The organism is Actinomadura flavalba DSM 45200 (assembly GCF_000374305.1).
Lineage (GTDB): Bacteria > Actinomycetota > Actinomycetes > Streptosporangiales > Streptosporangiaceae > Spirillospora > Spirillospora flavalba.
This window is the reverse complement of the sequence record NZ_KB894095.1, coordinates 211,742-230,493: the sequence shown is the minus strand read 5'-3', so window position 1 is coordinate 230,493 and position 18,752 is coordinate 211,742. Positions and strand designations below refer to the sequence as shown.

At 73.5% G+C, this 18,752-nt stretch carries 15 protein-coding genes; 8 read left to right on the top strand and 7 right to left on the bottom strand.

Annotated elements, in window-relative coordinates:
* Positions 1-18 precede the first annotated feature (18 nt).
* A complete protein-coding gene (locus C229_RS0114240; RefSeq protein ID WP_018655749.1) occupies positions 19-789 on the bottom strand; it encodes a hypothetical protein in 771 nt (256 codons plus the stop codon).
* A 215-nt stretch (positions 790-1,004) separates the two neighbouring features.
* Here C229_RS0114240 and C229_RS0114235 point away from each other — a divergent pair, with 215 nt between their 5' ends.
* Both C229_RS0114235 and C229_RS0114230 read left to right on the top strand, forming a co-directional pair.
* Positions 1,005-2,033 (top strand): LysR family transcriptional regulator, encoded by a 1,029-nt coding sequence (locus C229_RS0114235; protein ID WP_026313792.1) that lies wholly within the window; start codon positions 1,005-1,007, stop codon positions 2,031-2,033.
* Positions 2,034-2,043: 10 nt separating this feature from the next.
* On the top strand, positions 2,044-2,415 hold the full coding sequence (locus C229_RS0114230; RefSeq protein ID WP_018655747.1) for a VOC family protein: 372 nt from the start codon (positions 2,044-2,046) through the stop codon (positions 2,413-2,415).
* A 48-nt stretch (positions 2,416-2,463) separates the two neighbouring features.
* Here the strand turns inward: C229_RS0114230 and C229_RS0114225 are convergent, their stop codons facing one another.
* The 4 genes from C229_RS0114225 to C229_RS0114210 all read right to left on the bottom strand — a co-directional run bounded on the left by C229_RS0114225 (position 2,464) and on the right by C229_RS0114210 (position 7,248).
* On the bottom strand, positions 2,464-3,216 hold the full coding sequence (locus tag C229_RS0114225) for a succinate dehydrogenase/fumarate reductase iron-sulfur subunit (RefSeq protein ID WP_026313791.1): 753 nt from the start codon (positions 3,214-3,216) through the stop codon (positions 2,464-2,466).
* Positions 3,216-5,153, bottom strand: a complete 1,938-nt coding sequence (locus C229_RS0114220) for a fumarate reductase/succinate dehydrogenase flavoprotein subunit (RefSeq protein ID WP_018655745.1) — start codon at positions 5,151-5,153, stop codon at positions 3,216-3,218. Before C229_RS0114220 ends, C229_RS0114225 begins: the two co-directional genes overlap by 1 nt.
* 2 nt (positions 5,154-5,155) lie before the next feature.
* Entirely contained in the window at positions 5,156-5,791 is a 636-nt protein-coding gene (locus C229_RS0114215; RefSeq protein ID WP_018655744.1) for a succinate dehydrogenase cytochrome b subunit, read from the bottom strand.
* A 212-nt stretch (positions 5,792-6,003) separates the two neighbouring features.
* Positions 6,004-7,248: a PP2C family protein-serine/threonine phosphatase gene (locus tag C229_RS0114210; RefSeq protein ID WP_018655743.1), complete on the bottom strand. Its 1,245-nt coding sequence runs from the start codon at positions 7,246-7,248 to the stop codon at positions 6,004-6,006.
* Positions 7,249-7,517: 269 nt separating this feature from the next.
* On the opposite strand from C229_RS0114210, the gene C229_RS0114205 reads away from it, so the two are divergent.
* Both C229_RS0114205 and C229_RS0114200 read left to right on the top strand, forming a co-directional pair.
* Entirely contained in the window at positions 7,518-9,194 is a 1,677-nt protein-coding gene (locus C229_RS0114205) for an ABC transporter transmembrane domain-containing protein (protein ID WP_205624483.1), read from the top strand.
* Between the two features lie 187 nt (positions 9,195-9,381).
* A complete protein-coding gene (locus C229_RS0114200) occupies positions 9,382-11,124 on the top strand; it encodes an ABC transporter ATP-binding protein (protein WP_033424353.1) in 1,743 nt (580 codons plus the stop codon).
* A gap of 318 nt (positions 11,125-11,442) precedes the next feature.
* Here C229_RS0114200 and C229_RS0114195 read toward each other — a convergent pair whose 3' ends face one another.
* Positions 11,443-13,521 carry a S9 family peptidase gene (locus C229_RS0114195; protein ID WP_018655740.1) on the bottom strand — a complete coding sequence of 693 codons (2,079 nt, stop codon included), beginning with the start codon at positions 13,519-13,521 and terminating at the stop codon, positions 11,443-11,445.
* 174 nt (positions 13,522-13,695) lie between these two features.
* On the opposite strand from C229_RS0114195, the gene C229_RS0114190 reads away from it, so the two are divergent.
* From C229_RS0114190 to C229_RS0114175, 4 genes are read left to right on the top strand one after another with little or no spacing between them, the layout of a single operon-like run.
* A complete protein-coding gene (locus C229_RS0114190) occupies positions 13,696-15,081 on the top strand; it encodes a serine/threonine-protein kinase (RefSeq protein WP_018655739.1) in 1,386 nt (461 codons plus the stop codon).
* 58 nt (positions 15,082-15,139) lie between these two features.
* Positions 15,140-16,039, top strand: a complete 900-nt coding sequence (gene mshB / locus C229_RS0114185; protein WP_018655738.1) for an N-acetyl-1-D-myo-inositol-2-amino-2-deoxy-alpha-D-glucopyranoside deacetylase — start codon at positions 15,140-15,142, stop codon at positions 16,037-16,039.
* A 22-nt stretch (positions 16,040-16,061) separates the two neighbouring features.
* The gene (locus C229_RS0114180; protein ID WP_018655736.1) at positions 16,062-16,598 is read left to right on the top strand and encodes a DUF6113 family protein; all 537 of its coding nucleotides are present in this window, start codon (positions 16,062-16,064) and stop codon (positions 16,596-16,598) included.
* Between the two features lie 12 nt (positions 16,599-16,610).
* Positions 16,611-17,123, top strand: coding sequence for a flavin reductase family protein (locus tag C229_RS0114175; protein ID WP_018655735.1), 513 nt, complete (start codon positions 16,611-16,613; stop codon positions 17,121-17,123).
* On the opposite strand, the gene C229_RS0114170 is transcribed toward C229_RS0114175, so the two are convergent.
* A complete protein-coding gene (locus C229_RS0114170; RefSeq protein WP_018655734.1) occupies positions 17,105-18,730 on the bottom strand; it encodes a DHA2 family efflux MFS transporter permease subunit in 1,626 nt (541 codons plus the stop codon). The genes C229_RS0114175 and C229_RS0114170 overlap by 19 nt on opposite strands.
* Between the last annotated feature and the right edge of the window lie 22 nt (positions 18,731-18,752).

Sequence of the window (18,752 nt, the reverse complement as noted above, 5' to 3'; positions counted from 1 at the left end):
GGCGAGCCGCACGCTTCCTCAGCGGATGCCCTGCTCCTTGGCGAAGGACTGGGTGTTGTCGCCGAAGGCGTAGTTCTTCACGCGGATGACGGTGTTGAGGTCGGTGCTGTTCTTGCCCGCCGCGCTGGGCAGCTTGACGAGCGGGTTGAGGACGCCGGTGAGCAGGCCGCAGCCCGTCGCGGCGGGCACCGCGAAGGTGTCGTCGGTGATCGTCGTCTTGATGACGACCTTGCCGTCCTGGGAGCCGAGGCCGAGGTTCCCGAGGTTCGGCCTGATCGAGATCGGCTCCTTGTCCGAGCCGATGGAGCACTGGTCGGCGAACAGCCAGTGGTCCAGGCCGATCTTCAGCGGCAGCGCGTCCGGAATGATCATCTTGCCGGGCGTGACGGGCCCGGCCTGCGCGACGCGCGCCTTGATGCCGTCGATGGGCAGCGGCAGCCGCTCCTTCGGCACGTCGATGGGATCGCTGCGGAACCCGCCCTCGGGCGTCCGGAGCTGGATCTTCCAGTCGTGCAGGCCGACCGCGACGGGGATCGTGATGGGCTTGGTGATGTCCTGGGTGAGGCCGCCGAGCTTCATCTGCCCGTCGGTGATGACGATGGCGAGGCAGTTCCACAGCAGCGGCTGCGCCCCGGCGGGCAGCGCCGGGCAGTCCTTGAAGTCGGCCGGGGTCGGCGCGTAGGACGTGGCGGCCTGCGCGGCGGACGCGGGGCCGGTGGCGAGCAGGCCGGCGGCGAGGGCGGCGGCGCCGAGCCCGGCGGTGATCCGGGCGCGGTGGCGTCGTGTCATGCGTGCTCCAGGTGCGGGGTGGGGGAAAGGGCACCACCGTAATAAGTGCCTGACGTCGTCCTCTAGCGCGAAAAGTGAACGAACCTCATGGTCGTCGACCGTGGGATTCATCCGTCGGTGACAAGATTTGCCGGGGCCTGTCGTGCCGTAGTGACAGAAGGTGCCCCCGGGGTGCGGTGCGCGGGTGCGCATCCCGCCGCCGTACGCTGTCGGATGTGCAGTTGCAGCAGCTCGCGTACTTCGTCGCGGTCGCCGAAGTCCGGCACTTCACCCAGGCCGCGGAGCTGCTGCACGTCGCCCAGCCGTCGCTGTCCAAGCAGATCCGCGCGCTGGAGGCCGACCTCGGCGCGTCCCTGTTCAGCCGCGCGCGCGGCAACATCACGCTGACCCCGGCGGGCGAGGCGCTGCTGCCGCTCGCGCAGCGCATCCTCGCCGACGTCGACACCGCCCGGCACGAGGTGCAGGAGCTGGCGGGCCTGCGCCGGGGCCGCGTGCGCCTCGGCGCGACGCCGTCGCTGTGCGCGGGCCTGCTAGGCGACGTGCTGCGCCGCTTCCACGACGCCTATCCGGGCATCCGCATCCTCGTCGAGGAGGGCGGCTCCCGCGACCTGGTCCGCGCGCTGACCCGCGGCGAACTCGACCTCGCGCTGGTCATCCTGCCGCTGCACGGCGACCCGCCGCTGGAGACGGCCCCGATCCTGCGCGAGCGCCTGGTCGTGGCGTCCCCGGCCGAGCCGGAGGCCCGTCCGGCGCCGCACCCGTCCGGCGGGCGGATGCCGCCGCGTCCGGCGCAGGTCCCGCGCCGCCCGCACCTGCGCATCTCCGACCTGCGCAACCGCCCGATGGTCATGTTCCGCTCCGGCTACGACCTGCGCGAGGCGACGATCAACGCCTGCCGCGCCGAGGGTTTCGAGCCGCGCTTCGCCGTCGAGGGCGGCGAGATGGACGCGGTGCTGCGCTTCGTCGAGGCGGGTCTCGGCATCGCTGTGGTGCCGAGCATGGTGCTGGCGGGCCGACCGGGACTGCACGGCACTCCGCTCGTCCTGTCCGACGACGAGACCCGCGACCACCGGCGCGGCCAGCCGTCCCCGGGCCTGCTCCGCACCATCGCCCTCGCGCACCGCAAGGACGTCGACCTCACCCACGCCGCCCGCGCCTTCCAGTCCACCCTGGAGACGTTCCTGGTCGAGGCCGCCCTGTCCGGCAGCCTCCCGGCGGGCGTGGAGACCCTGCTGGACGGGTAGGGACGCCGGCATGGCCTGCAAGATCACCGAATTCGTCCTGGACTGCCGGGACGCTGAACGCCTCGCCGCCTTCTGGTGCGACATCCTCGGCTGGAGCGTGCTGGGCCGCGAGGAGTCGGACGGCTCCATCGAGATCGGCCCGCCCGGCGGCGACCCCTTCACGATCGTGCTGTCCCCGGCGCCCGAGCCCAAGACGTCCAAGCTCCGCCTCCACCTGGACGTCAGCCCCACCGACCGCGACCAGCCCGCCGAACTGGAACGCCTCCTGGCCGCCGGCGCCCGCCCCGCCGACGTCGGCCAGACGGGCGAGGAGTCCTGGCACGTCCTCCAGGACCCCGAAGGCAACGAATTCTGCCTCCTGCGCACCCGCGTCCCGTCCTGACGACGAAGGGCCGGGCACGTCGGTGCCCGGCCCCCTTCGCGTGCGGCGTTACTTCTTCTTGCCGCCCGCGCTCGCCTTGATGAAGTCGCCGTTGAGGCGGCCGATGACGTCGAGCGAGATGCCCTTCGGGCACGCGACGGTGCACTCGCCGGTGTTGGTGCAGCCGCCGAAGCCCTCGGCGTCGTGGGTGTCGAGCATGGACACGACGCGGTCCCAGCGCTCGGGCTGCCCCTGCGGCATGAGGCCGAGGTGCGTCACCTTGGCGCCGAGGAACAGCGCCGCCGAGCCGTTCGGGCAGGCCGCGACGCACGCGCCGCAGCCGATGCACTCGGCCGCCTCGAACGCGCGGTCGGCGTCCGGCTTGGGCACCGGCGTCGAGTGCGCCTCGGGCGCGGTGCCGGTCGGCGCCGAGATGTAGCCGCCCGAGGTGATGATGCGGTCGAACGCGCCCCGGTCGACGACGAGGTCCTTGACGACGGGGAACGCCGCCGCGCGCCACGGCTCGACGTCGATGACCTCGCCGTCCTTGAACTTGCGCATGTGGAGCTGGCACGTGGTCGTGTTGCGCTCCGGGCCGTGCGGGGTGCCGTTGATGACCAGCGAGCACATGCCGCAGATGCCCTCGCGGCAGTCGTGGTCGAACGCCACCGGCTCGTCGCCCTCGGCGATGAGCCTCTCGTTGAGGACGTCCAGCATTTCCAGGAACGAGGCGTCGGGCGAGATGTCGTCGATCGGGTACTCGACCATCGAGCCCTTGTCCTGCGGGCCCTTCTGCCGCCAGACGCGCAAAGTGAGCTTCATTACTTGTACGACCTCTGCGTGGGCTTGACGTATTCGAATTCGAGGGCTTCCTTGTGCAGGACGGGCTGCCCGCCCTCGCCGCCCCATTCCCAGGCGGCCACGTAGGCGAAGTTCTCGTCGTCGCGCTTGGCCTCGCCGTCCTCGTCCTGGCTCTCGGCGCGGAAGTGGCCGCCGCAGGACTCGCTGCGGTGCAGCGCGTCGATGACCATCAGCTCACCGAGTTCGAGGAAGTCGGCGACGCGGCCGGCCTTCTCCAGTTGCTGGTTCAGCTCGTCGCCGCTGCCGGTGACCTTGAGCCGCGTCCAGAACTCGGCGCGCAGCGCCGGAATGAGCTCCAGCGCCTTGCGCAGCCCCTCCTCGGTGCGCTCCATGCCGCAGTACTCCCACATGATGTGGCCGAGTTCGCGGTGGAAGGAGTCCACCGAACGGTCGCCGTCGATCGACAGGAACTTCTCGATCTGCGTCGTGACGCGGGTGCGCGCCTCCTGCACCGCGTCGTCCCGGACGGCCGGGAGTTCGGTGCGGGCGATGTAGTCGCCGATGGTGTTCGGCAGCACGAAGTAGCCGTCGGCCAGCCCCTGCATCAGCGCGGACGCGCCGAGGCGGTTCGCGCCGTGGTCGGAGAAGTTCGCCTCACCGGTGACGAACAGGCCCGGGATGTTGGACGACAGGTCGTAGTCGACCCACAGCCCGCCCATCGTGTAGTGCACGGCGGGGTAGATGCGCATCGGCGTGTCGTACGGGTTCTCGCCGGTGATCCGCTCGTACATCTCGAACAGGTTCCCGTACTTGGCCTCGACGGTCTTGCGGCCCAGCCGCTCGATCGCGTCGGCGAAGTCGAGGTAGACGCCGAGCCCGCCGGGGCCGACGCCGCGTCCCTCGTCGCACACGTTCTTGGCGGCGCGGGACGCGATGTCGCGCGGCACCAGGTTGCCGAACGAGGGGTAGATGCGCTCCAGGTAGTAGTCGCGCTCGTCCTCGGGGATGTCGGCCGGACGGCGCGTGTCGCCGCCCTCCTTCGGCACCCAGACCCGGCCGTCGTTGCGCAGCGACTCCGACATCAGCGTCAGCTTCGACTGGTGGTCGCCGGAGACGGGGATGCACGTCGGGTGGATCTGCGTGTAGCACGGGTTGGCGAAGTAGGCGCCGTGCTTGTGCGCCCGCCACGTCGCGGTGACGTTGGAGCCCATCGCGTTCGTGGACAGGAAGTACACGTTCCCGTAGCCGCCGGACGCCAGCACGACCGCGTCGGCGGTGTAGTGCTTGATCTCGCCGTTGATCAGGTCGCGGACGACGACGCCGCGCGCCCGCCCGTCCTCCACGATCAGGTCGAGCATCTCGTGCCGGGCGTGCAGCTCGACGTTGCCCGCGTCGACCTGCCGCATGAGCGCCTGGTAGGCGCCGAGCAGGAGCTGCTGGCCCGTCTGGCCGCGCGCGTAGAACGTCCGGGACACCTGCGTGCCGCCGAACGAGCGGTTGTCGAGCAGGCCGCCGTACTCGCGGGCGAACGGGACGCCCTGCGCGACGCACTGGTCGATGATCTGGGTGGAGATCTCCGCGAGCCGGTGCACGTTGGACTCGCGGGCGCGGAAGTCGCCGCCCTTGACCGTGTCGTAGAACAGCCGGTGCACGCTGTCGCCGTCGTTGCGGTAGTTCTTCGCGGCGTTGATGCCGCCCTGCGCGGCGATCGAGTGGGCGCGGCGCGGGCTGTCCTGGAAGCAGAACTGGACCACCTGGTACCCGGCCTCGCCGAGCGTGGCTCCGGCCGCGCCGCCCGCCAGCCCGGTGCCGATGATGATGATCTTCTTCTTGCGCTTGTTGGCCGGGTTGACGAGCTTGGCCTCGAACTTGCGGGTCGTCCAGCGCTGCTCGACGGGGCCCGCGGGCGCCTTGGCGTCGGCGATCGGCTCGCCCGACTGGTAGAAGGGATCGCTCATGGTCAGCTCACCAATCCGAACGTGACGGCGAAGGGCACGGCGAGGAACCCGAGGGTGACCACGCCGGCGAGGGCGAAGGCGACGCCGCGCAGCGTGCGGTTGTTGCGCGGGGTGCGCAGGCCGAGGGAGTTGAACGCGCTCCACGTGCCGTGCGCCAGGTGCAGGCCCACCATGATCACGGCGACGACGTAGAACAGCGTCACGTACCAGTTCTCGGGGGCGAAGCCCTGCACGACGCGCTCGTAGGGGGTGGCCTCGCGGCCGGCGGGGTTCACCACGAGGAACGTCATGTCCAGCAGGTGCCAGACGATGAACAGCGCGATGATGACGCCGCCGTAGCGCATGGTGTGCGTGGCGTAGCCCTGCGCGTGGGACTTCTTGCGCGAGGCGTACTTCACCGGGCGGGCGCGGCGGGCGCGCAGCGCCAGCGACGTCGCCGACCACATGTGGGCGACGACCGCGACGACGAGCCCCACTTCGAGGAGGGTCAGGAGGGTGCGGTACGGGACGGCGGGCTCGCCCATCGTGCGCAGCCAGTGCGCGTAGTGGTCGAAGTCCTCGGCGCCGTAGAAGATCTTCAGGTTGCCGACCATGTGCCCGATGAGGAAGAGCACGAGGACGCCACCGCTGACCGCCATGACGGCCTTCTTGCCGACGGTCGATCGATAGATCGCAGGTTTCGCTATAGCCACGGCCCGCACGGTAGGCGGACCTGCATCAAGATAGCCAAGTCATCAACGAACTTGATCCGATAGCCACAGGCTATGAACGGTGTTTCGGCGGGGTTTCCCGACGCCGCGTCGGAGCCGCCGTGTGGGGCAGTTCACAACCCCGTCGGGAACCTCAGACCTCACCGGCCCGGTTTGTGCGTCAGCAACAGAACCGCGAGATCGTCCGCGAGCGCGTCGCCGTTCAGCTCCTCGACCTCCGCGACGAGCGCGTCGATCAGCGCCCGGCCGCCGCTGCCGCGCCGCCGCGCGATCTCCGCCAGCCCCACCAGGCCCTCGGTGCCCAGGCGCTCGGCGCCGTCACCGACCCGGCCCTCGATGAGCCCGTCGGTGTACAGCATGAGACTCCACGCCCCACCCAGTTCGACCTCCGTCGCGGGCCACTCCGCGCCCGGCAGCAGGCCCAGCGCGGGACCGTGCGCGTAGTCGGGCAGCGCCGACACGTGCGCGCCGTCGCCGTCCTCGCGGAACAGCAGCGGCGCGGGATGCCCGGCCGAGTGCAGCCGCGCCGTCCGCCGCGACGGCGCGATCGTCACCATGCACAGCGTCGTGAAGATCTCCTCGCTGCGCCGCTCGTGCCCGAGCACGGTGTCGAGCGTGGCGAGAAGCTGCTCGCCGGTGTGGCCCGCCAGGACGAGCGTGCGCCACGCCATGCGGAGCTGCACGCCGAGCGCGGCCTCGTCCGGGCCGTGCCCGCAGACGTCCCCGATCATCAGGTGGACGGCGCCGTTCGCGGTCTGCACGGTGTCGTAGAAGTCGCCGCCGAGCAGCGCGCGGCGGCGTCCCGGCCGGTACCGGGAGTGGTGCGCGAGCGCGTCGTCCCCGATGATCGGGATCGGCAGCAGGCCGCGTTCCAGCCGCGCGTTCTCCCGGCCGAGAATGCGCGCCTCGACGAGCCGCCGTTCGGTGTCCTCGGCGCGCTTGCGCTCGATCGAGTAGCGGATCGCGCGGGCCAGCAGCGGGCCGTCCACCTCCTGCTTGACCAGGTGGTCGGCCGCGCCGGTCGCCACGGCGCGGACGCCGAGGTTCTCGTCGTCCAGCGCGGTCAGCACGATGACGGCGGCCGTCCGCGACAGCGCCAGCACGTCGCGCAGCGCCGCCAGCCGGTCGATGCCGCGCCCCGACAGGTCGACGATGACGCACTGGGTGCGGCGGGTCAGCACGCGGCGCGCGGAGTCGAGGTCGGCGGCCACGCGGAGGCGGACGTCCAGGCCGCTGTCGCTCAGCATGCGCTCGACGAGGAACACGTCGGACGGGTCGTCGTCGATGAGCAGCAGGTCGATGCGGTCGTCGCCGCCGCCCCCGGGCCGGCCCGAGGGGCGGCCGGGGACCGGCGCGCGGTCACGGCGAGGGCTGAGCGTGCTCACAGAAATGGTTTCCGGCTTCCGGACGGGTATCGGCGGGGCGGCACACACCGGCGTCTCGGCGAGGGCCGCCGGCCGGGTGGCGCCGGGGGGCGGCTTCGGCCTAGCCGCCGGGTTCCCGGCATCGGGGAGCGGGGAGAAAACGTCGCTCCGTACCCCCCGACCCTAGCGTCTCCGCTCGCGGTCACGCATCCTCCGCGCCCGTCCGCCTCGCCGGTCGGCGCCGGAAAACCTGTCGAGAAATCCGGCGTCCGCCGCCTACGGTGCGTGCCGTGGACCTTTCGCCGATGAAAGATCCCGGTCCGCCCGGTGACCGGGGACCGTGGTGGTATCTGGCGGTACTCGCCGCGAACATGCCGGGACGCCTCGCCGCGATGGCGGGCTGGGGCGTGGTGCACGCGCTGAGCCTGGCGTTCGTCCCCGCCGTGCTCGGCCGCGCCCTGGACGCGGGCGTCGTCGGCGCCGACACCTCCGCCCTGTTCGCGTGGACGGGCGTGCTGCTCGCGCTCGGCTGCGTGCAGGCGCTCGCGGACACGCTCCGGCACCGCGTCTCGGTCCGCGCCTGGCTCGGCGCCGCCTACGGGACCGTCCAGCTCGTGACGCGCCGCGCCACGGCCACCGGCGCCGCGCTGCCCCGCAAGATCTCCACGGGGGAGATGGTGAGCGTCGGCGCGGCGGACGTGTCGCAGGTCGCGACCGTCCTGGAGATCTTCGGGCGCGGCGTGAGCGCCGTCGTGACGATCGCGGCGGTGACGTCGCTGATGCTGGCGTCGTCGGTGCGGCTCGGGCTGGTCGTGCTCGTCGGCGTCCCGCTCATCCTGGCGCTGGCCGCTCCGCTGCTGTCGCCCTACCGGCGGCGCGAGGAGCGGTACCGGGAGCTGAACGGCACGCTGATCGGACAGGCCACCGACATCGTCGCGGGCCTGCGGGTGCTGCGCGGCGTCGGCGGGGAGCGGCTGTTCGCGGACCGCTACCGGGCGGCGTCGCAGCGGGTGCGCGTCTCCGGCGCGGAGGTCGCGCGGGCCGAGTCGATGCTGAGCGGCGCGCAGGTGCTGCTGCCGGGCCTGCTGCTGGTGCTGGTGACGTGGCTCGGGGCGCGCGCGGTGGCGGACGGGTCGCTCAGCGCGGGACAGCTCGTCGCGTTCTACGGGTACGCGGTGTTCCTCGTCCAGCCGTTGAAGGTCATCGGCGAGGTGGCGGGGGAGACGATGCGCGGGACGGTGGCGTCGCGGCGCATCATGGCCGTGCTGGCGCTGGAACCGGACGTTCCGGCGGCGGGCACCGCGCGGGTGCCCGGACCGGCGCCGCTGACGGACGCGGCGTCCGGGCTGGTGCTGCGGCCCGGCCGCGTCACCGCGCTGGTCGCGAGCCCGGCCGACACGGCCGCGATCACCGCCCGGCTCGGGCGGCACGCGCCCGGCGACGTGACGTACGGCGACGTGCCGTGGGGCGACGTCGCCGACGTCCGCGACCGCGTCCTGGTGGCCGTCAACGAGGATCGGCTGTTCGCCGGGCCGCTGCTGCCGTCCCTCGCGCCCGCCCGGCCGGTGCCCGCCGCGCGCCTGGACGAGGCGATCGCGGTGGCGCACGCCGCCGACGTCGTCGCGTCCACCGGGGCGGACGCCGTCGTGGCCGAGGCGGGACGCGAGTTCTCCGGCGGCCAGCGCCAGCGCCTCCGCCTGGCCCGCGCCCTCGCCGCCGACCCCGAGATCCTCGTCCTGGTCGATCCGACCAGCGCGGTGGACGCGCACACCGAGGCCGCCATCGCCGCCGTCCTCGGCCCCGCGCGCGAGGGCCGCACGACCCTGGTCTGCACGACGAGCCCGCTGTGGCTGACGCGCGTGGACCACGTCGTCCACGTCACCGAGGGCAGCGTCACCGCCGAGGGCACACACCCGGACCTGCTCGCGGCGTCCCCGTCCTACGCGTCCCTGGTCAGCCGCGACTGACCACCGCCGCGACGGGCGCGGCTCGTCGCGGCGGTTCGCGCGATGCGAGAGCGGGGGTCGGGAGGCGACGGGGCGATGGGCGGAGCGGACGGCGAGTGGGGGCGACCCGGCCGGAAGGGGCCGGGTGATCGTGGCGGGTTCGGCGCTTCGGGAAGTTCGACATGAGATCCGGTGACGAGGAGAGACGATGAACGCGCGACATCTTCCGGTGGCGTCGCGGCAGCAGGTGCGGCGCTATGCGCGGGTGCTGCTGACGCGGCACCCGCGAGCGCTCGCGGGCGTCCTGGCGCTGCACGCGGCCGCGGCCGTGTCCGGGCTGGCGGCGCCGCGGCTGCTCGGCGCGCTCGTCGACGGCGACGGCGCCGCCGACACGATCGCGGTCGCGCTGGTGGCGTTCGTGGTGGCGCAGGGCGTGCTGGTCCGGTACGCGTACCTGGCGGCGGCGCGGCTCGGCGAACGCGTCCTGGCCGAACTGCGGGAGGAGTTCGTCGACCGCGTCGTGGAGCTGCCGCTGTCGCGGATCGAGCGGGCCGGCACCGGCGACCTGGTCAGCCGGTCCACCCGCGACGTCGAACAGATGTCGGAGGGCGTCCGCGAGGCCGTCCCCGACACCGTCATCGGCGTCGTCACGATCCTCGCCACCGTCGTCGCGCTGATGCTGAACGGGCCGCTGCTCGCGGCGGCGTGCCTGGTCGCGCTGCCGCCGCTGTACCTGGTGACGCGCTGGTACCTGCGCCGCGCCCGCGACGGCTACCTCGCCGAGAACGCCGCCTGGACGCAGATCACCGACGGCTTCGCCGAGACCGTGGACGGCGCCCGCACCGTCGAGGCGTACGGCCTGGCCGACCGGCGGCACGCGCGCGGCCGGGACGACATCGCGGCGAGCTGGACGGCCGAGCGGTACACGATGCGGCTGCGGACCGTCCTGTTCCCGACGATGGTGCTGGCGTTCGTCCTGCCGGTCGCGGCGACGCTGCTCGCGGGCGGTCTCCTGCACGCGCGCGGCCTGGTGACGCTCGGGCAGCTCACCACCGCCGTCCTCTACGTGCAGCAGCTCACCGGGCCCGTGGAGACGCTGCTGTACCGGCTCGACGAGTTCCAGCTCGCCGGTTCGTCGCTGGCGCGGCTGCTCGGCGCCGGAGAGGTGCCGCCGGACCGGGTGGCGTCCGGTGAGCGCCCGCGCGGCACGGAGATCGAGCTGCGCGACGTTCGCTTCGCGTACCGGCCGGGGCAGGAGGTGCTGCGCGGCGTGGACCTCACGCTGCGCAGGGGCGAACGCCTCGCGATCGTCGGGCCGTCGGGGGCGGGGAAATCGACGCTGGCCCGCATCCTGGCGGGCGTGGACGCCCCGACGTCCGGGTCGGCGACGGCGGGCGGCGTCCCGCTGACGGCGCTGCCGCTGGACGACCTGCGCCGGACGGTCGCGCTCGTCACGCAGGAGCAGCACGTCTTCGGCGGCACCGTGGCCGACAACCTCCGCATGGTCGGCGAGTCGCTGCCGGACGCGCGGCTGCGCGCGGCCCTGACCGCCGTAGCCTGGGACGGCCCGGCCCTGGACGTCCGCGTCGGCACCGGCGGCGCCGCCCTGACCCCGGCCCAGACCCAGCAGCTCGCGCTGGCCCGGCTGATCCTGGCCGACCCGCCCACGCTCGTCCTCGACGAGGCGACGTCCCTCCTGGACCAGCGCGCCGCCCGCACTCTGGAACGCTCACTGGCCGCCGTCCTGGAGGGCCGCACCGTGATCGCCATCGCGCACCGCCTCACCACCGCCCACGACGCCGACCGCGTAGCCGTAGTGGAGGACGGCCGCATCACCGAACTGGGCCCCCACGAAACCCTCCTGGCCGCCAACGGCCCCTACGCCGCCCTCTGGACCTCCTGGCACGGCCCCACCCCGACCCTCGCCACCACATCCGAAGACGACCACTGACCCACAAGCCCACCCGACAACGAGACCCCAAGCCACCCACGAAATGCGACCCCTGAGCCGTGGATCGCGTCCGGGCGGCAGCCAAGCGCCCGGCGGCTGCAGAACGTTCAGGCGTGTCGGGCGTCTGGATGCGGGTCGTGGAAGGACGGCAGCTTGGGCTCTGGGCCGAGGCGGACCGCCGGGCTCGCGGCCCACCTCGGTTACGTGTGTTCGCCGGACTGGAGCGAGTCGGGCATGTCGGGCGTGGTCGGGGTCAGTCGGGGCGCCGATCGGAGGCGGCCGCGAGGCTCGCGGCCCGCCTCGGGTTGGTGCGGTGGGTCAGGTCAGGTTTTTCTTGAGGAAGTCGACCTGGAAGGAGAGGAGGTTCTCGGCGACGGTCTCCTGCGGGGTCATGTGGGTGACGCCCGAGAGGGGCAGGACCGTGTGCGGGCGTCCTGCCGCCAGGAGCGCCGACGACAGGCGGAGCGTGTGGGCGGCGACGACGTTGTCGTCGGCGAGGCCGTGGATGAGGAGGAGCGGGCGCGTCAGGTCGGCGGCGCGGCCCAGGAGCGAGTTGGCGAGGTAGTTCTCCGGCTCCTCGTCGGGCAGGCCGAGATAGCGCTCGGTGTAGTGGGTGTCGTAGAGACCCCAGTCGGTGACGGGTGCCCCGGCGATGGCGGCGTGGAAGACGTCCGGCCGTTCGAGCACGGCGAGCGCCGCGAGCCAGCCGCCGAACGACCAGCCGCGGATGCCGACGCGGTCGAGGTCGAGCGCGCCGGGATGACGGCGGGCCGCCTCGGTCAGCGCGGCGATCTGGTCGTCGAGGACGGGCCGGACGAAGTCGCCGTACACGGCCCGCTCCCAGCCCGGCCCGCGCCCCGGCGTGCCGCGCCCGTCGGCGATGACGACCGCGAACCCCTGGTCGGCGAGCCACTGCGCCTCCAGATAGGCCCGGCGCGTCGCCAGGACGCGCTGCGCGTGCGGCCCCCCGTACGGGTCGAGGACGACGGGCAGCCGCCCGTCGCTCGGCTCCCACCCGGTCGGCAGCAGCAGCGCGCTGCGGACCTCGCGCTCCCCGGCGCGGTACAGCTCGACCCTCGGCGTCAGCACCGGCGTCTGCGCGAACGACGCCACCGGATGCACGCCGCCCGGCGTCCGCACCTCGACCTCGGCGCCGTCCGAATCCGGCCGCGACCCGCTGACGACCGTCACCTCACCCGACCGCGCGGCGCCGAACACCCCCGGCCCCGACGTGAGCGACCGCAGCGTGTCGGGCGTGTACTCCCACACGTGCACCTCGGCGGGCTCCTCCGACGCCGTGAACACGATCGTGGTGTCCTCCACGGACAGCACCGACCGCACCTGGAGCCCCGCCGGGGTGACGGGCTTGCCGCCGATGGTCAGCCGCCGCGTCTCGGCGGCGTGGTCCTCGGTGATCCACACCAGGTCGCCGCGGCGCGTCCGCGCCGGGACGCCCGGCACGATCTCCGACCAGACCGGGTCGTGCTCGGTGTGCAGCAGCGTGGTGTCGCCGCTGAGCGTGTCGACCTTCAGCGCCCGCTGGCTGCGCTGGTCGCGCGGCTGCACGACGATCGCGAGGCCGTGCCGGTCCCACAGGGGCGTGACGACGTACGGGTACTGCCCCCGGTCCCACGAGACGCCGATGCGCCCGCCGTCGAGCGGGAACAGCGCCAGCGACACCAGCGCGTTCGGCGTCCCGGCGGCGGGATAGGCGAGTTCGGTGGCGGGCCGCTCGGGGTTGGCCGGGTCGGCGACGTGCCAGCGCAGCACGGGCGTCTCGTCGACGCGGGCGGCGAGCACGGTGGTGCCGTCGGGCGACCACCAGTGGCCGCGGAACCGGCCCATCTCCTCGGCGGCGATGAACTCGGCGAGGCCGTAGGAGATCTGGTCGCTCTCGGGCCGGGCGAGGGCGCGGTCGCCGGAGCCGTCCAGCTCGATGACGCGCAGCGCGCGGTCGGACACGTAGGCGACGCGGCGCCCGGCCGGATCGACGCGCGGGTCGAACACGGGCGTCTGCGCGGGCAGGGCCCGCACCTTGCCGGCGGTGAGATCGGCGGCGAACAGCCTGCCGCCGAGCGTGAACACCGCGACCGCGCAGGCCCGGTCGACGGCGTAGCCGACGATGCCGCCCGCCTGCTCGCGGACCCGCTCACGGCGGGCCCGCTCCTCGGCGGGCAGCTCCTCCTCGCCGGGCAGGTCGAGCGCGGCCGGATCGGCGACGAGCCGTTCGTCGCCGGTCTCGGTGTCGAGCGTCCACAGGCAGGTGACCGGGTCGTCGCCGGCGCGCGTCCGCAGGAACACGACCCGCGACCCGTCCGGCGCGATCTGGAACGCGCGCGGGACGCCGAGGCTGAACCGTCGGGTGCGGGCACTCTGCCGCGGATAGCTGATGCTCATGGGACACGAGTCTGCCAGCCGCGGTGGGCACACACCGACCCGAGCCGCCGCCTGTGGATAACCCGGTCGTGCCGATCGCGTCCCGGCGAACGAACGCGGGGGCGGGCGGGCCTCGCGTAAGCTCGGATCTTCCCGCGTACGCGTCGAAATGTGCAGGCTTGAAGGAGAAGATCCATGGCGGAGCTGCAACCGGGGGACCCCCGGCGGCTGGGCTCGTACGAGCTGCTCGAACGGCTCGGCGAGGGCGGCCAGGGAGTCGTGTACCTCGGTGCGGACGCCTCGGGCAACAAGGCCGCGATCAAGCTGTTGCGCGCCGACCTCGTCGAGGACGCCTCGGCCCGCAACCGTTTCGTCCGCGAGGCGCAGGCCGCCAAGCAGGTCGCGCGGTTCTGCACGGCGCAGGTGCTGGAGGCCGACGCCGCCGGTGACCAGCCCTACATCGCCAGCGAGTACGTCCCCGGCCCGTCGCTCTACAAGCAGATCATGGAACAGGGCGCGCTGTCGGGCGCGGCGCTGGACCGGCTCGCGATCGGCACGGTGACGGCGCTCGTCGCCATCCACCAGGCCGGGATCGTGCACCGCGACTTCAAGCCGCACAACGTGATCATGGCGCCGGACGGTCCCCGCGTCATCGACTTCGGCATCGCGCGGGCGCTGGACGTCGGGCAGACCGCCGCGACCAAGGCGATCGGCACCCCGTCCTACATGGCGCCCGAGCAGGTCGCGGGCGCCAAGCTCACCGAGGCCGTGGACGTGTGGGCGTGGGCGACGACGATGGTGTTCGCCGCGACGGGCCGCCCCCCGTTCGGCGACGACACCGTCGTCGCGGTGATCAACCGGGTGATGAACGAGCCGCCGTCGCTCCAGGGCCTGCCGCCCGAGCTGCACGGCCTCATCGCCGCGTGCCTCGTCAAGGACCCGGCCCGCCGCCCCAACGCCCAGCAGATCATGATGAACCTGATCGGCGCCGGTCCCGCCACCGAGACTCGCCTGGACGACCCCGCGCAGGCCACGTCCCTGCTCGCCGAGGGCGAGCAGCGCGCGGCGGGCGGCACGCAGCCCGTCGGCGGCACGCGCCGCATCGCCCCGGCCGACTTCACCGGCTCACTGCCGCCCGCGCCCGGCTACGGCCCCGCCGCGGCGACCCGCGCGCGCGGCTACGACGAAGAGCCGGGCAAGTCCAAGTGGCCGATCTACGCGGGCCTCGCCGTGCTGGCGATCCTCGCGGTGGTGGTGGCCGTGGCGCTGGCGACGTCGCGGAACGACGACCCGATCAGCCCGGTCGACAGCCCCACGCCGACCGTCAGCGAGACGACGGACGAGCCGGACGAGCCCGACGAGCCGGACGAGCCCGTGCAGACCCCGACGCGCCGCACGACGCCGCCCACCTCGCAGGCCCCGGCCCCGCCGCCGCCTCCGTCGACCTCCACGCCCCCCACCGCGCCGCCCACGACGCAGCCCCCGCCCACCACCCAGGAGCCGCCGACCGAGCCCGAGAACCCGGGCGGCGGCGGGGAAGGCGGCACCGACACCGGGGCGGGCGCGGGCACCGAGCCCTGACCCGGCGGGCCGGGGCGGGCATCGCCGCGGGAGCGCCTCCTGAGTACGCTCAGGAGGTATGACCGAGCCGAGCATCCTGTTCGTCCATGCCCACCCGGACGACGAGTCCATCGGTACCGGGGCGACCATGGCGAAATATGCGGCGCAGGGCGCCCACGTCTGCCTCGTCACCTGCACGCTCGGTGAAGAGGGCGAGATCATCCCGCCCGAACTGGCCTCGCTCGCCTCCGGCCGGGAGGACCGCCTCGGCGAGCACCGCGTGGGCGAGCTGGCGCGGGCGTGCGCGGCGCTCGGCGTCACCGACCACCGCTACCTGGGCGGCGCGGGACGCTGGCGCGACTCGGGCATGATGGGCGCCCCCACCAACGACGACCCGCGCTGCTTCTGGCGCGCGGACCTCGACGAGGCGGGCGCGGCCCTGGCGGAGGTCATCCGCGAGGTGCGCCCGCAGGTCATCGTCACCTACGACGAACGCGGCAACTACGGGCATCCCGATCACATCCAGGCGCACCGGGTGACGCGCCGCGCCTTCGACCTCGCCGCCGACCCGGCCCACCCCGGCGGTGCGCCGTGGCGCGCCGCCAAGCTGTACGCCTACGCGTCGCCGCGCACCGTGCTGGCGCGGGCCATCGCGGTCATGCGGGAGGGCGGGCGGCTGCCGTTCGCGCGCGTCGCGGGCCTGGAGGAGCTGGGCTCGGGCGTCCCGGACGACCTCGTCACCTCCGCCGTCGACGCGCGCGCGTTCCTGCCCGCCAAGCTCGACGCGCTCCGCGCCCACCGCACGCAGATCACGGTCGCCGACGAGGGCCCGTTCTTCGCGCTGTCCAACAACCTCGGCCAGCAGGCGTTCGGCACCGAGTACTACATCCTGCTCGAAGGCACCCTCGGCCCGCCCGCCGCCCCCGGCGGCCGCGAGACCGACCTGTTCGCCGCCGCCCGCGCGGAACCCCGCGTGTGACCGTCCGGATACCCTGACCCCCGTGCCCGACGAACACGACCCACCCGCCCCCGCGTCCCCGCGCCGCTCCGACGGCGAGCCTGTGCCGGACCCGTCCGGCGCGCATCCTCCCGGCGAACCCCGGGGGGACGAAGCGGGACACGACCCCGACCGGGAGACGCCCGGCGACGCCGTCGTCGCCGGAGCCGCCTACGCGGCGCTCGGCATCCTCGGCGCGTTCTGGGGCATGATCGGCGCCGTCGTGCAGGCGTGGCCGGCCGGGCCCGAGCCGGTGCTGGGCGTGGTCGCGGTCCTGGCGACGTTCGGGTTCGTCCACCTGGCGGGACGGGGGATGGGCGCGCGGCTCGGCGCGGTCGTGCCCGGCGTGGCCTGGGGCGTCGTCGTGCTGCTGATCTCGCAGCAGCGTCCCGAGGGCGATCTGATCATCGCGGGGTCGCTCAGCGGGTACGTCTACATCCTGGGCGGGATGATCGCCGTCGTGGCGGCGGTCCTGCTCGTCCCCGCGCGCCGTCCGGCAGGGTCCTGGCTGACTGCGGGGGCCGACGTTACCCGCAGGTAGGGTGGAGGCGCTGTGAACACCGATCCGGATGCCGCGCCCGCCGTCGACCGCGGACGCTTCCGCGCCGTCGCCGGCCGCTTCGCCACCGGCGTCGCCGTCGTCACCACCGTCGCCGACGGCGTCGACCACGCGATGACGGTCAACGCGTTCACGTCCGTCTCGCTCGACCCGCTGCTCGTGCTCTTCTGCGCCGAGAAGACGGCCCGCTTCCACGACGCCGTCCTCGCCACCGGCACGTGGGGCGTCTCGCTGCTCGCCCGCGACATGGCCGAGACGTCGCAGCGGTTCGCCACCCGCGGCCGCCCGCTGGACGACCAGCTCGCCGGCCTGGAGCACACCCGCGGCGCCCGCACCGGCGCCGCCCTGCTCGGCGGCGCCGTCGCGACGCTGGAGTGCCGCACCCACGCCGTCCACGAGGGCGGCGACCACAGCATCGTCGTCGGGGAGGTCCTCGACCTGGACGCCCCCGAGGTCGCCGCCGCGCCGCTCGTCTTCTACGAGGGCCGCTACCGCACCCTCGGCTGACCCTCGGGCTGCTCCACCGGCTCCGCCGCCGGGGCCTGCGGCACCGGCGCCCGGTAGGAACGCACGGCCAGGCACGCCGCTGCTCCTACGAAGATCAGCACGGCGGGCAGCAGCATCGTCGGCTTGAGCGCGTCCACGAACCCGTGCGTGAACACCTGCGCGCCCAGCTCCTGCGCGCGCTGCGCGACGTCCGGCGGCAGCCCGTCCGGCACCCGCGCCCCGTGGTGGGACGCGCCGATCTCCAGCCCGCCCCGCGCCGCGTCCGCGAAACCCGCCGTGAACGGCTCGCGGTAGTCGGGCGGCAGCGCGGCCGCGCGCCGCTCGGCCTCGTCCGCGAGGCTCACCGTGAGGCGGTTCTGCAACACGGCGCCGATCGCCGCCGAGGCCAGCACCGACCCCACCTGCCGCACCGTGTTGTTCACCCCGGACGCCGCTCCGGCCAGCGCGGGCGGGACGCGGCGCGTCGCCTCGGTCGCCATCGGTGCGAACAACCCGCCCATACCGGCGCCAGCGACGATGAACGGCACGATGAAGGACGTCCACGGCGTGTCCACCCGCGCGATCGTGATGATCCACAGCATGCCCGAGCCGTACAGGACGAGCCCGCCCATCAGCAGGTACTTGCCGCCGACACGGTCGGACAGCCGCCCGGCCAGCGGCGCCAGCAGCATCGACACCACCGACGTCGGCGCGATGATCAGCCCAGCCTGCAACGCGCTGTACCCGAGGACGGACTGGAGGTAGAACGTCAGCGGCAGGAACATCCCGATCATGCCGAACGACACGATCGCCCCGACCAGGTTCAGCACCGTGAAGTTCCGGTCGCGGAACAGCGAGAAGGGCACCAGCGGCTCGCGGTCCTGGCGGCGCTTCTGCTGCGCCAGGAACACCGCCAGCAGCACGGCGGCACCCGCGAACAACGCGACGATCCCGCCGTTCCAGGCGTGCTTCTGCCCTTCCGTCAGCGCGAACACCAGGCAGAACAGCGCCGCCGTGGCCAGCACGACCCCGGTGACGTCGAACCGGTGCCGGACGCCCTTGACGTGCGCGGGCAGGATCGGCGCCGCCATCGCGAGCACCAGCACGCCGATCGGCAGGTTGACGAAGAAGATCCACCGCCAGTCCAGCCAGCTCACCAGCAGGCCGCCCAGCGTCGGTCCCGCGACCGTCGAGACGCCAGCCACCGCGCCCCACACGCCGAGCGCGGCGCCGCGCCGCTCCGCCGGGAACGTCGCGATGATCATCGACAGCGTCTGCGGCATCAGCAGCGCCGCGCCGAGCCCCTGGACGGCGCGGGCCGCGATGAGCTGCGCCGGGTCCTGCGCGAGGCCGCACGCCAGGCTCGCGAGCGTGAACAGCGTGACGCCCGCCATGAACAGGGTCTTCTTGCCCCACACGTCGCCGAGCCGCCCGGCGGTGATCAGCAGGACGGCCAGCACGAGGATGTAGGCGTTCGACACCCACAGCACCTGGTCGAGCGACGCGCCGAGCCGGTCGACCATGCTGGGGAACGCGATGTTGACGATCGTCAGGTCCAGCAGGGTCATGAAGAACCCGAGCGACAGCGTGAGCAGGATCGCCCACGGGTTACCGCGCCAACGGGTCATGCGTGCTCCTGCGCGGTGAGGT